General features: G+C 42.1%; 10 protein-coding genes. 8 read left to right on the plus strand and 2 right to left on the minus strand.

The features are described 5' to 3' along the window. Positions 1–45: 45 nt before the first annotated feature. Positions 46–4,296, minus strand: a complete 4,251-nt coding sequence (locus tag T359_RS0100910) for a 2-hydroxyacyl-CoA dehydratase (protein WP_026515836.1) — start codon at positions 4,294–4,296, stop codon at positions 46–48. Between the two features lie 169 nt (positions 4,297–4,465). Here T359_RS0100910 and T359_RS0100915 point away from each other — a divergent pair, with 169 nt between their 5' ends. From T359_RS0100915 to T359_RS0100930, 4 genes are read left to right on the plus strand one after another with little or no spacing between them, the layout of a single operon-like run. Continuing rightward, positions 4,466–6,739, plus strand: a complete 2,274-nt coding sequence (locus T359_RS0100915) for a transporter substrate-binding domain-containing protein (protein WP_026515837.1) — start codon at positions 4,466–4,468, stop codon at positions 6,737–6,739. 14 nt (positions 6,740–6,753) lie between these two features. Then, positions 6,754–7,623 (plus strand): hypothetical protein, encoded by an 870-nt coding sequence (locus T359_RS0100920; protein WP_026515838.1) that lies wholly within the window; start codon positions 6,754–6,756, stop codon positions 7,621–7,623. 23 nt (positions 7,624–7,646) lie between these two features. Further along, positions 7,647–8,411 (plus strand): RNA polymerase sigma factor region1.1 domain-containing protein, encoded by a 765-nt coding sequence (locus T359_RS0100925; RefSeq protein ID WP_035783434.1) that lies wholly within the window; start codon positions 7,647–7,649, stop codon positions 8,409–8,411. A gap of 3 nt (positions 8,412–8,414) precedes the next feature. Continuing rightward, positions 8,415–8,831, plus strand: a complete 417-nt coding sequence (locus T359_RS0100930) for a hypothetical protein (protein WP_026515840.1) — start codon at positions 8,415–8,417, stop codon at positions 8,829–8,831. A gap of 54 nt (positions 8,832–8,885) precedes the next feature. Here T359_RS0100930 and rpmB read toward each other — a convergent pair whose 3' ends face one another. Further along, positions 8,886–9,071, minus strand: coding sequence for a 50S ribosomal protein L28 (rpmB, locus tag T359_RS22005; protein WP_081795292.1), 186 nt, complete (start codon positions 9,069–9,071; stop codon positions 8,886–8,888). A gap of 209 nt (positions 9,072–9,280) precedes the next feature. Here rpmB and T359_RS0100935 point away from each other — a divergent pair, with 209 nt between their 5' ends. The 4 genes from T359_RS0100935 (at position 9,281) to T359_RS0100950 (ending at position 14,526) form a co-directional block, all read left to right on the plus strand. Further along, a complete protein-coding gene (locus tag T359_RS0100935; RefSeq protein ID WP_026515841.1) occupies positions 9,281–9,643 on the plus strand; it encodes an Asp23/Gls24 family envelope stress response protein in 363 nt (120 codons plus the stop codon). Between the two features lie 17 nt (positions 9,644–9,660). Next, positions 9,661–11,439 (plus strand): DAK2 domain-containing protein, encoded by a 1,779-nt coding sequence (locus T359_RS0100940; RefSeq protein WP_026515842.1) that lies wholly within the window; start codon positions 9,661–9,663, stop codon positions 11,437–11,439. Positions 11,440–11,511: 72 nt separating this feature from the next. Continuing rightward, positions 11,512–13,581: an ATP-dependent DNA helicase RecG gene (recG, locus tag T359_RS0100945; RefSeq protein WP_026515843.1), complete on the plus strand. Its 2,070-nt coding sequence runs from the start codon at positions 11,512–11,514 to the stop codon at positions 13,579–13,581. Positions 13,582–13,656: 75 nt separating this feature from the next. Further along, positions 13,657–14,526 (plus strand): DegV family protein, encoded by an 870-nt coding sequence (locus tag T359_RS0100950; protein WP_026515844.1) that lies wholly within the window; start codon positions 13,657–13,659, stop codon positions 14,524–14,526. The last annotated feature ends 11 nt before the right edge of the window (positions 14,527–14,537 follow it).

The raw sequence follows: 14,537 nt of genomic DNA on the forward strand, positions 1-14,537 counted from the left end.
TTATTCAAAAAACTGGCCGACTGCTATTTGCAGCCGGCCTTTTTATTATATTGCTTCTTTTATTGTATCAACGTTCTTCTGTGCGGTAGAGAGCATTAGCTTAATACGATTGAGCTGGTTAACCTCAGATGCACCCGGATCATAATCTATAGCTACAATGTTGCAGCCGGGATACATATGACGCATCTGCTTGATAACACCTTTTCCTACAACGTGATTTGGAAGACAACCGAAAGGCTGTGTACAAACGATGTTACTTGCACCTTCCTTGATAAGTTCTACCATCTCACCTGTAAGGAACCATCCTTCACCGGTCTGATTTCCGATGGAAACGATAGGCTCAGCATACTCTACAAGTTTGTAGATGCTTGTTGGAGGATCAAAGTGCTCACTCTTTTCAAAGGCCTTGGTTGCGCCGCTTCTAAGCTTTTCAATAGCCCAGATGGCAGCCTTCATAAGAGTAGCGGTCTTGGCGCTTGTTCCCAGCTCTTTTGCCTTATAAATCTGGTTGTAGAAGCAATAGAGCATGAAGTCTATAAGATCGGGAACTACGGCCTCGGCGCCTTCTGCCTCAAGAAGTTCTACCAGATGGTTATTGGCAGCGGGAGCGAATTTTACAAGGATTTCTCCGACAACTCCGACTCTGGGCTTGATCTCATCTGTGATTTCGATCTTATCAAAGTCCTCGATGATCTCTTTGCAAAGCTTCTGGAACTTGAAGAAACTCATATGCTTGGCTGTAACGAATTCCTTTACAGGACCCATCCATTTCTCATGGCAGGCATCTACAGAACCCTTAACCTTCTCGTAAGGTCTCATGCGGTATACGCATCTCATGAATACATCACCGAAGATAGCTCCGTAAGCAGCTCTTTCAAGCATCTCAAAGTTGATATGGAATCCGGGGTTACTCTCAAGCTTGGAAAGGTTAAGAGAAACAACAGGAATCTGCTCCATGCCGGCTTTCTTAAGTGCTCTTCTGATGAATCCCACATAGTTGGTAGCACGGCATCCGCCTCCGGTCTGGGACATGATGACAGCGGTGCGATTAAGATCATATTTGCCTGAAAGAAGCTCATCCATGATCTGACCAACAACCCAGAGGGAAGGATAGCATGCATCATTATTTACGTACTTAAGTCCCATGTCGATGGCATGTCTGTTGTCATTCTGCATTACTACAAAATTGTAACCGCAGGCTGCAAAGGCGGGCTCTAAAATATCAAAGTGAATAGGAGACATCTGAGGGCAGAGAAGAGTGTAGTTCTTTCTCATATCCTCTGTGAAAAGTACTCTGTTATTGGCACTGGAATTGATATGTCTCACTTTGTTCTTCTGTTTACGAACTCTGATGGCTGCAAGAAGAGAACGAACTCGAATTCTTGCGCTGCCAAGATTATTAACTTCGTCGATCTTAAGGCAGGTATAGATCTTGTCGGAGCCAGAAAGGATATCATTGACCTGATCTGTGGTTACAGCATCAAGACCGCAGCCGAAGGAGTTAAGCTGGATGAGATCCAGATCTTCTCTGGTTCTTACAAAGCTTGCAGCGGCATAAAGTCTTGAGTGATACATCCACTGGTCTGATACTATAAGAGGTCTCTCAGGATTTCCAAGGTGTGAAACGGAATCCTCTGTAAGGACTGCAACACCGTAGGAACAGATCATGTCAGGGATACCGTGGTTGATCTCGGGATCCACGTGATAAGGTCTTCCTGCAAGGACGATACCGTGTCTGCCATTTTCCTCCATCCATTTAAGGGTTTCTTCACCCTTGTCGCGAATATCCTGTCTTGCCTTAGCCATTTCATCCCAGCCGTCTTTAGCTGCCTTGATGACCTGATCCGCAGGGATTTCTGCGAACTCTTTTACCAAAGCCTTGGTAGCTGTGTCGAGACTTGTGAAGGCCATGAAAGGATTGCGAAGCTTGGCCTTGCCGTCAGTGATCGACTCAACATTGTTCTTAATATTCTCAGAATATGATGTAACAATAGGGCAGTTATAATGGTTGGTTGCACCTTCTACCTCTTCGCGCTCATAGAAAAGACCGGGATAGAAGATAAAATCAACATTCTGTCTGATAAGCCATTCCACATGTCCGTGTGAGATCTTGGCAGGATAGCACTCAGATTCACTGGGAATGGATTCGATTCCGAGCTCATAGATCTGATGAGTTGATCTGGGTGAAAGCACAACTCTGTATCCGAGTTTTGTAAAGAAGGTAAACCAGAAAGGATAGTTCTCGTAGAAATTAAGAACTCTTGGTATACCAACTGTACCTCTGTAGGCCTTATCGGCGGAAAGAGGCTCATAACCGAATATTCTCTTATACTTATAATCAAAGAGGTTAGGGATATTGTCGGCATTCTTAACCTTACCGATACCTCTTTCACATCTGTTTCCTGAAATGTGCTGACGACCACCGGTGAATTTGTTAACTGTGAGTCTGCAGTGGTTGGTGCAGCCCTGGCAGGTTGTCATGCTGGTTGTATACTCAAGGGCATTGATCTGGTCAATGGAGAGCATTGTTGTCTTGTAATCATCGGTTTCGCTGAATCTGTCTCTTGCAATGAGAGCAGCACCGAAAGCGCCCATGATTCCTGCGATGTCAGGACGGATTGCCTCAGCTCCGGAGATGATCTCGAAGGCTCTGAGAACCGCATCATTGTAGAAAGTACCACCCTGAACAACTATGTGCTCACCAAGATCTTTGGCATCTGATACCTTGATAACCTTAAAGAGAGCGTTTTTGATTACTGAATAAGCAAGTCCTGAAGAAATATCAGCCACATCGGCGCCTTCCTTCTGGGCCTGTTTTACTCTTGAATTCATAAATACTGTACATCTTGTGCCAAGATCCACAGGGGACTTAGCATAGAGAGCAACCTTGGCAAAGTCCTGTACAGAGTAGTCCAAAGACTTGGCAAAGGTTTCTATAAAGGAACCGCATCCTGAAGAGCAGGCTTCGTTGAGCTGAACAGAGTCAACAGAGCCGTTCTTAATATGGATACATTTCATGTCCTGGCCGCCGATATCAAGGATGCAGTCAACCTCAGGGTCAAAGAATGCTGCTGCATTGTAGTGGGCGATGGTCTCAACTTCTCCGTCATCAAGCACAAGAGCTGACTTAAGAAGGGCTTCGCCGTAACCGGTTGAGCAGGCTCTGGCAATTCTGACTCCTTCGGGCATCAGCTTATAAATCTCCTGAATAGAAGAGATAGCAGTCTTTAAAGGGCTTCCGTTGTTGCTTGAATAGAAGGAGTAGAGAAGATCACCGTCTTCACTGATAAGAGCGCACTTTGTAGTGGTGGAACCGGCGTCTATTCCAAGGAAAGCATTGCCCTTGTAGTCATCAAGCTTTTTGGTCTTGACCTTGTACTGGGACTGTCTTGTCTTGAAATTGTTATAATCATCCTCATTTACAAAAAGAGGATCAAGTCTTGAAACCTCAGCATCCATCACGATTTTGTGAGAGAGCTTGCCGATCATCTCATCCATGCTGTAGCTGGTTTCTTCCTTGGCGTTAAGGGCAGAACCGATAGCTGCAAAAAGATGAGAGTTGTCGGTGTCAATTGTGTGCTCCTCATCGAGATTGAGAGTTCTGATAAATGCAGCCTTGAGCTGATCAAGGAAGTGGAGAGGACCACCAAGGAAAGCAATATGTCCTCTGATAGGCTTACCGCAGGCAAGACCTGAAATAGTCTGATTAACAACAGCCTGGAAAATTGATGCTGCCAGATCTTCCTTGGTGGCACCTTCATTGATAAGGGGCTGAATATCAGACTTGGCAAATACACCGCAGCGAGCGGCGATGGTATATAAAGAATTATAATTTTTGGCATACTCATTAAGACCGGATGCATCAGTCTGCAAAAGAGCTGCCATCTGATCTATAAATGAACCTGTACCACCGGCACAGATACCGTTCATACGCTGTTCAACATTGCCGCCTTCAAAATAGATTATCTTGGCATCTTCTCCACCAAGCTCGATGGCAACGTCAGTTTTGGGAGCCAGAACTTTAAGAGAAGTAGAAACTGCGATAACCTCCTGAACAAAAGGCACTTCAAGGTGCTTGGCCAATGTCAGTCCGCCGGAACCTGTTATTACAGGGTGCAGAATAATATTGCCTGAAACCTTGCCGGCTTCCTGTAAAAGCTCTGCCAGAGTCTCCTGAATGTTGGCAAAATGTCTTTTGTAGTCGGAAAAAACAATGTTTCTGTTGCTGTCAAGAAGCGCAATTTTGACAGTTGTTGATCCGATATCAATACCTAATGTGTAATCCTTTGAAATCATATTAAACCTCATATTTAAGTTTAACCTTATAATAAGAAATAATAAGGTCAAAAATGACAATCTATATGATTATAATGCAGGGAACATTAAAAATCAATGAACATAAATTGCACAAAATCTAAAATGTGGTATGATGGGAAGGTAAAGTTTTGTGAGGGGAAAATTTAAAATGTTGAAAAAGTTTAGGTATTATTTTTCTATAATACTTTTGTGTGTGGCCTTTTGCACTGATTTTTTCGCACTGTCCGTAGATGCTGCACCTGAAAATGTGCCCAAGACTGTTAAGGTTGGATACTATCAGAATGAAGTATTTGAAGATGGTGCTTACGAAGGGGCTGTAAAAAAGGGCTATGCCTATGAATATTATCGTAAGTTGGCTGAATATACCGGATGGAATTATGAATATGTCTATGGGGATTTCGTAACTATTTACAATATGCTTCTTGCAGGAGAAGTGGATCTGGTTGCAGGTCTTGCCTATACCCATGATCGTTCTTCTCTTATTTATTATCCAGCAAGGCCCATGGGCTTTGAGAACTATTTCCTGGTAAAACATGATGACGATGAATCCATAACCCTAGATTCAAGGACTCTTACCGGAAGAACAATAGGTGTTCTCAATTCTGCTATTGTAGATATTATTAAGGGCTTTCTGGATGACAAAAAGATCAATGCCAAGATCATTGCTTACAATGATTATGAGAGGCTTCTATCTGCTTTTGACAGAAAAGAAGTGGATGTTATCGCTGCAGAAGCTGACGGAATCTATGACAGGCATCATGCGGAAGTTCTTTATTCTTTCGGTGAAAATGATTACTATCTCTGTGTAAATAAGAACAGACCGGATCTTTTGAGAAAGCTAAACGAAGCACAGAATCAGCTTTATGCTGATAATCCTGATTATATCGGCAGCCTTCGTAACAAGTACTATTCATCAACGCTGACCAGTAGAGCATTTAATAAATCAGAGGTTGAATGGCTTGCCAATAACAAGAGGATCATCATTGGATATCTGAATGATTATCTTCCTTACAGCGATACTGATGAAAACGGGAAACCTACCGGAATTATTGCAGATATTTTTCCTTATCTTTTCAAGCAACTGGGTATCAACTCATTGAGTTTTGTGTATAAATCCTACAACAGCTATGGTGAGATGATCAGTGCTATCGGTAACGGGGAGATTGATGTTGCTTTTCCTGTGGGCGGCGGACTTTTTTACTCCGAAGAGGATGGAATCCTGATAACTGAGCCTGTTATATCGGCAGTGACGGATCTTGTTTATAATGAAAAACGTCCGGATGATGGTTCCATAGAGTTTGCTGTTAACGAAAAGAATAAGCTTCAGTATTATTACATCAAAAATAATTATCCAAATTCAACGGTCAAAGAGTATCAGACTCTTACGGACTGCCTTAAAGCTGTTTCCGACGGAGAAGTTTCTTATACAACTCTTAACGGATTAAGGACCAGTTCTGTAATTAAGAGCTTTGATAATGAAGACCTTTCCTTCATTCAGCTCAGTTACAAGGATGACAGTTGTTTCGGAGTAAAAATCGGTAATAACGGTCTGCTTATGCTGCTTAACCGCGGAATAAATGTTATTGGACAGGACTATGCCCAGAACATGGTTTTCAGGTATAATCAGAGCCTTAATACAATAACACTTAAGGATATCATCAAAAAATACTATTGGGTTATTTACATCCTTGTTTTTGCCATTGCCTTTAGTATCATGCTTGGACTTATCAGAGACATAAGACTTAGCAAAAAAAGGATCGCAGAAAAAGAAAAGCTCCAGATAGAACTGGAAAAGGCCAACCATCAGAAATTTGTATTTGTGAATAAAATGGCCAACTATATGAGTGATCCTCTGAGAGGCCTTTCTGAACTTATTGATGTTGCCAAGAGAACAAAGGATTCCGATAAAATCAAAGATTATCTTGATGGCATGGATTCCTATACCAATGAACTTGGCGCAGTTATCAATAATATCCTCAATATGAGCAGACTTGAAAGTGGTCAGATTCAGATTGAGGATAAGATAGCATCACCTGTTTTCAAGGGGAAGAGGCTTCTTATAGTAGAAGATTCAATACAGAACAAGATGGTTACCGGCAAGATCCTCAAGAAATTCGGTTTTGAGATTCAATGCGCCAACGACGGAGAAGATGCCTTTGAGAAGCTGGAAGCAGCGCCCGGAGGATACTTTGATGCAATAATTATGGATACGGAGCATTGTAAAAAAGCTGATTTCGAGGCTATTGACAAGATTAGACATCTTTATAATGATGAGAAGGCCAATATTCCTATTGTTGCCATAACATCAGTAAATGCAGATGAAAACAGCGAAACCTTTGGTGATATTCATACACCTTTTTATTTCTCGAAGCCCTATGATATAAAAGAAATGGTTTCGGTTTTTGCCAGAATTTTTAAGTAATACGAGGTAATGAGATGAACAGTTTTATGAATAAACTTGAGAGGAATTTCGGCAGATATGCCATTCCCAATCTTACAATGTACATTATCGGGCTCTATGTTATCGGCTATGTATTAGAGCTGGTTTCCATCAGATACAACATGATCCCGCTTCTTACGCTGAATCCAATACTGATATTTAAGGGACAGATATGGCGTCTTGTATCCTGGGTTCTTATTCCGCCTACGGGGGTCAGTATTCTAACTATTATTACACTGATCTTTTATTATTTTGTAGGTAATAACATGGAGAGGACCATGGGAACCTTCAGATACAATGTCTTTGTATTTGGAGGAATGATCCTTATGATTATCGGTGCATTTCTTGCTTATGGAACCTTTCTTCTTGTTGATCCGGAGAATGCAGCTCAGATTGTTACTGATTATGCCAGTGTTTTCAGCACTTATTATCTGCAGCAGATGGTATTTCTCGCTTTTGCTATTTGTTATCCTGAAGTTCAGATTCTTTTGATGTTTATTATTCCAATCAAGGTAAAATGGCTTGGAATAGCTTATGGTGTAATTTTGTTATATTCATGTTTGCAAGGACTTATGGTAGGAAATTTCTGCGTATTCTTTGCAATCGGATCGCAGCTCCTTAATCTGTTCCTCTTTTATGTGCAGACCGGAAGATTATCCAGGTTCAAACCCAAGGATGTTAAGAGAAGACATGATTTCAGCAGAAATGTGAAGATGGCCCCCAGAGGAATTACAAGACATAAATGCGCAGTTTGCGGCAGAACAGAAGAGACCAATCCGGAACTGGAATTCAGATTCTGTTCAAAATGTAACGGCAACTATGAATATTGCCAGGAGCACCTTTTTACACACCAGCATATAAAATAAACAATCGGAGAATTTGAGAGATAATGGGAAATATTAATAATAAAGAGGCTGAGTTTGCGGCTATTTTAAAGCAGGTCACAAGAACAGCAAGAGAGAATAAGAACTTTATCACCAAGGACCAGGTCAATACCGCTTTTTCTGAGCTTGACCTTGACGAAAAGCAGATGGAGATGGTTTACGATTACCTTAAGAACCATAACATCGGTGTTGATGAACAGGCTGTTTTTACAGATGAGAATCTCACAGAGGAAGAGACCAACTATCTCAATGACTATCTCGAGAGTTTAAAAGATCTCCCAAAGCTGACTGATGGCGAACTCGAAGCTATTTCCATGTCAGCTATAGCAGGAGATAAGAATGCTCAGTCCAGGCTTATTGAGAATTATCTCCCTCTTGTGGTTGATGTTGCCCGTATGTATTCTGAACAGGGCGTTTTTCTTGAGGATCTTATCGGAGAGGGCAATTTTGCCCTGACCAAGGGTGTTACCATGCTTGATGCTGTGGGCGAACCTGCAGAAGTTGAGAGCTTTCTTTATAAAATGATGCTGGATGCCATGGAGAATCTGATCGAGGACAATCTTGCCGCTGATGCAGGAAGCCAGAAGGTTCTTGAGCTTGTAAATGAAGTTGCCGATAAGGCCAGAGAACTTGCAGAGGACTTAAGACGTAAGGTAACTGTGGCAGAGCTTATGGAGGAGACAGGCTGGGATGAGGATAAGATCCGTACAGCCATTAAGTTCAGCGCAGATAATATCGAAGATCTTGACAGCGGAGAGAAAAAAGACTGATCTATGAATAATATTGTTAACGAAGACGATTTTAAATACTACATGCAGGATATAGAAAGATATTATTTCGGAGCCAGATACAATTATCTGGAACTTCTGGATAATGAAATGGTTCCGTTTAAGTTTAAGACTATTATTTCCAAATATATGAAAGATGAAGTTGATCTTGATACTACCTTAGAGAGTCATTTTTATTATCTCACAGATGATACCTTTGACTATGAGATACTTAAACAGCTAAAGAGCAGAGTAAGAGTATCTCAGTATAAGGATCCTTTCAAAAAAGAGAAGGGATTTAAAGAGAAGATCTACACCATCCAGGAATTGGTCAGGATCCCTGTGGAACACAAAGAAGAGTACGGGATCATTATAAGAGAACTTATTGTTTCAAAGCTGGCGCTTTTTGCTTTTTCAATCTAAAAAAGCAATAAAAAAACTACCTGACATAAATCAGGTAGTTTCTTTTTGTTTTGATTAAGCTCTTTCGACTTTGTTAGATCTAAGGCAGCTTGTGCAAACGTGTAATCTCTGAGTTGATCCGTTAACTTTAACAGCAACGTGCTGAACGTTTGACTTCCAAACTCTGTTAGATCTTCTATGGGAATGGCTTACGTTGTTACCGAAATGAACGCCCTTGCCACAAATATCACATTTAGCCATTTTGACACCTCCTTATAAGCCATGTAATCTGTTTCTTACAGCAAAATTATTGCAGATTTATCCGCAACATTGATATCTTAGCAGAAAAGGATTTGGATTGCAAGTAAAATCTGCAAAAAATATAGTTTATTTTTTATAAAACTGCTATTATAATACTATATGTATGCGAAAAAGGCAGTATATTATCGCACATTTTAAGGAGGACAAATATGAAGGCTTCTCTAATGAACACTCACATGGGAAATATTTCTATTGATAATGAAGTCATTGCCCAGTATGCCGGTGCGGTTGCTATGGAGTGCTTTGGAATCGTAGGTATGGCCAATGTAAATGTCAAGGACGGACTTGTCAGCCTGCTTAAACTTGATTCCATGACAAGAGGAATTAATGTAACTTTGGATGACGATAACAAGCTGAAGCTTGATTTCCATGTTATCGTTGCTTATGGCGTAAGTATTTCAGCTGTTTCAAACAACCTTATTGATACGGTTAAATATAAAGTAGAGGAATTTACCGGGCTTGAAATCGAGAAGATCAATATCTACATCGAAGGCGTCCGCGTGATAGACTGATTTGGAGGAAGATAGTTTTGAGTAATAATAGTATTGACGCTAAGATGATGGCCAAGATGTTCTTGACCGGTGCCAAGAATCTTGAGGCCAAAAAAGAGTGGATCAACGAGCTTAACGTGTTCCCTGTTCCTGACGGAGATACCGGAACCAATATGACAATGACCATCATGTCAGCAGCCAAAGAAGTTAGCAATCTTGGTGATAACGCAGACATGCAGGCTATTTGTAAGGCCATTTCTTCAGGGTCCCTCAGAGGCGCAAGAGGTAACTCAGGCGTTATTCTTTCACAGCTTCTCAGAGGATTTACCAAGATTGTAAAAGAGCACGATCAGCTTAATGTTACAATTCTTTCGGAGGCTTTTGACAAGGCTGTTGAGACTGCTTATAAGGCTGTTATGAAGCCCAAGGAAGGTACAATCCTTACAGTAGCCAAGGGCACTGCAGAGAAGGCCCATGAGCTTTCAGTAGAAGGCTGTGATGATGTTGAGCGTTTCTGCGAAGAAGTTATTAAATATGCAGATGAAGTTCTTGCCAAGACTCCTGATATGCTTCCTGTACTTAAGCAGGCCGGCGTTGTAGATTCAGGCGGACAGGGACTTGTTCAGGTACTTAAGGGTGCTTTTGACGGATTCCTGGGTAAAGAGATCAACCTTACTATTTCAGAAGAGTCAGTAACACCTGTATCTAAGAATAAAGAGAATGCGGTTCAGGAAGAGGATATTAAATTCGGTTATTGTACTGAGTTCATCGTTCTTTTATCCAAACCTCTTAATGTTAAGCAGGAGATAGATTTCAAGGCTTTCCTTGAATCAATCGGTGACAGCATTGTTATGGTTGCGGATGACGAAATCTGTAAGGTACATGTTCATTCCAATGATCCCGGACTTGCAATCCAGAGAGCTCTTATGTATGGTCAGCTCTCTAATATGAAGATTGACAATATGAGGATGGAGCATCGTGAGAAGCTCTTCCATGAAAATAACGACGGTTCCTGGGCTGAGATCAAGACAGAGATCAATGGTGCCGCAGAACTCACTCCCACATACCTTCCCGGAGACGATATTCCTCTCGGAGATAAGGTTGAGATGGCCGTAGAAGTACAGGCAGAGCCCGAGATGCCTCATAAAGAAGTCGGATTTGTTACTGTTTGCGCAGGAAGCGGACTGGCTGAGATCTTCAGAGGCCTTGGTGTTGACTATGTTATCGAGGGTGGTCAGACCATGAACCCTTCTACAGCTGATATTCTTGATGCTGTTGAGAAGGTTAACGCTGATACAGTTATCGTTCTTCCTAATAATAAGAACATTATCCTTGCAGCTAATCAGGCAGCAATCATGTCTGAGGACAATGATGACAACAAGAAGATCGTAGTAGTACCTTCAAAGACTGTTCCTCAGGGTATCACAGCACTTATCAATTATGTTCCTGGTGCAAGCGTTGAGGACAGCGTTGCTGCTATGACTGAGTCACTTTCTACTGTTAATACAGGTGAAGTTACCTACGCTGTTAGAGATACAGTGATCGATGATGTACAGATCAAGCAGGGCGACTACATGGGCATCGGTGATGCCGGTATTCTTGCGGTTGGCGGCGAGATAGCTGATGTTACCTTCGATATGCTTTCCAAGATGATGAGCGATGAGCTTGAGCTCATAAGCGTTTATTACGGAGAGGATGTGGAAGAGAGCGAGGCTGAGAATCTTAGACAGAAGATCAGCGACAGCTTCCCTGGATGTGACGTTGAGCTTCAGTATGGCGGACAGCCTATCTACTATTACATTGTTTCAGCAGAGTAATCATATGAGATATTTAGCCGGGATTTATCCCGGCTATTACTTTATTACAGGAATTACAAAAGAGGTTTCAAGGTGGGAAAAAGAGAGCGACAGGAATCAGTTACAGGCATAAAAGGAATCGGGGATAAAACTGCAAAGCTTTTCGAAAAGTGCGGCGTCAGGACCATAGATGACCTTCTTACATATTATCCAAGGGGCTATGATCACTATAAGACTCCTGTAAGAGCCTGTGATGTCAGGCCCGGAGAGATCAATGCTGTCAAACTGACAATAATTGGAAGAGTTACTTTGCGACGAGTAAGGAATCTTTCCATTATTGCCTTTGAGGCTGCAGATCAGACCGGTAAGCTCAGAATGGCTTATTTTAACTCTCCCTACCTTATGAGTTCCTTGAAATCAGGAACTACTCATATATTCAGAGGTATGGTTCAGAAAAAGGGAAGTTTCCTTGAGATGGACCAACCCAAAATATATAAGGATGTGGAATACGCTGCTTTATTGGGAACCTTGCAACCCAGATATCCTCTCGTAAAAGGGCTTTCCAACAACACAGTTTCCAAGGCTGTAAGTGCGGCATTTAAAAGCGCCGGCGAATTTGAAGAATTTGTTCCGGCAGACATTCTTGGAAGGCTTAGCCTGGTTTCATTTTCTCAGGCTGTCTATAATATTCACTTTCCAAAGAATGAAAAGAGCCTTGAGGATGCCAGAAGAAGGCTTGCTTATAATGAATTTTTGCTATTCGTATTACAGCTTCGTCTACTGAAGGCTAATCAGGAGGATATTCCCAATGCATATCCTATGATAGAGACTTCAGATACAACAAGGTTTCTGGAGAAGCTACCATATAAACTTACAGGAGCCCAGGAGAGAGCCTGGGAGGATATTAAGGCTGACATTACAGGCAAAAGTGTGATGAACCGCCTTATCCAGGGTGATGTTGGCTCGGGTAAAACTGTTCTTGCTATGCTGGCACTTCTTATGACGGCTTCCAACGGCTATCAGGGGGCTCTTATGGCACCGACAGAAGTTCTTGCTGCCCAGCATTACGAAAGTTTTATGGGGCTTATCAAAAAATATAATATAGACAATCTTAAACCTGTTCTTCTTACGGGCTCACTTTCCGCCAAGGACAAAAAAGAAGCCCAGAGACAGATAAAAGAAGGAGAGGTCAACTGTATAATCGGCACCAATGCTCTTATTCAGGCAAAGGTGGAGTATAAGAACCTGGCTCTGGTTGTTACCGATGAGCAGCATCGTTTTGGGGTTAGGCAGAGAGAGTCCCTTGCCGGAAAGGGGATGAACACCCATGTTCTTGCCATGAGCGCTACGCCGATCCCCAGAACTCTGGCCATTATCCTTTATGGGGATCTTCATATTTCCATAGTGGATGAACTGCCTATGGGCAGACTTCCTATTAAGAACTGTGTGGTGGGCACCGATTACAGGCCAAAAGCCTACAAATTTATAGCTGATCAGGTTGCCATGGGCCACCAGGCTTACGTTATCTGTCCTATGGTTGAGGAGGGAGAACTGGACGGCGTGGAAAATGTCACCGACTACAGCGAAAAACTAAGGGAAAATCTTCCACCTTCCGTTAGAGTAGAGATGCTCCACGGCAAAATGAAGCCTGACCAGAAAGACCGGATAATGGATGCTTTTGCCCGAAAGGATATAGATGTCCTTGTCTCTACTACTGTTATAGAAGTAGGCATCAATGTTCCCAATGCCACTGTGATGATGATCGAGAACTCAGAGAGATTCGGTCTTTCACAGCTTCATCAGCTCAGAGGCCGTGTAGGACGAGGAGATGCACAGTCCTATTGTATCTTCCTCAATACTTCTGAATCCGATGAGGCAAAAGAACGTCTTGATACCATGAACAAGACCAATGACGGATTCAAGATCGCAGAAGAAGATCTGAAACAGAGGGGGCCCGGAGATCTCTTTGGAGTAAGGCAGAGCGGTGAACTCAATTTCAGGGTTGGAGATATTTATCATGACAGTGATCTGGTTAAAGAGTCTGCTATGGATGCCGACAGAATTTTAAACGAAGATCCGGAACTTTCTTCAATACAATATAGTGTACTTAGGAACGTTTTGACCACAAAATCTGCAAATTTGGTTGACTTTGCAACCCTTTAAAAGTAAGATATATTTTAGTTTATAGTTAAAATATAGGAGAATTGTCAGCATTTGCTGATAGGGGAGAATTCTGATATGTCTAAGATTGCAATAATCACAGATAGTAACAGTGGAGTAACTCAGGCACAGGCCAAGGAGCTGGGCTTATTTGTTGTTCCTATGCCCTTCATGATCAATGAAGAGGACTATTATGAGGATATTAACCTTACACAGGAGCAATTTTATGATAAATTGGCCGGAGATGCGAATGTTTCTACCAGCCAGCCTTCACCGGATTCATTAATGACTCTCTGGGATAAGGTTTTGCAGGATTATGACCAGATTATATATATTCCCATGAGTAGCGGCCTTTCAGGTTCCTGCCAGAGCGCTACCATGATTGCCAACGAAGAATACGAAGGCAAGGTTTTTGTAATTGATAATCAGAGAATCTCTGTTACTCAGAGACAGTCAGCTCTCGATGCCAAGGCTATGGCTGATGCAGGTCTTCCTGCAGAAACAATTGTCGAGAAGCTCATGGCCAATAAATTCGAGTCAAGTATTTATATCATGCTTGATACTCTTTATTACCTTAAAAAGGGCGGAAGAATCACTCCTGCCGCAGCTGCGCTTGGAACTCTTTTGAGACTTAAGCCCGTTCTTCAGATCCAGGGTGAGAAGCTTGATGCTTTTGCCAAGGCAAGAACATCATCTCAGGGTAAGAGTATTATGATCAATGCCATCAAGGCAGATATTGAGAACCGTTTCGGTGGAATGGATGCCAAGGATTTCTATATTGCCAGTGCATATACCAAGGATCTTGAGGCTGCTAATGAATGGAAAAAGGAAGTGGAAGCAGCATTCCCGGGATTTGATATCCATATGGATCCTCTTTCCTTATCAGTTGCTTGCCATATCGGACCGGGCGCACTGGCTGTTACGGTTACCCGCAAGCTTCACTTTTAATAATATTTAGT

Origin of the sequence: Butyrivibrio sp. MC2021, assembly GCF_000621605.1 — a bacterium.
Classification (GTDB): Bacteria; Bacillota; Clostridia; order Lachnospirales; family Lachnospiraceae; genus Butyrivibrio.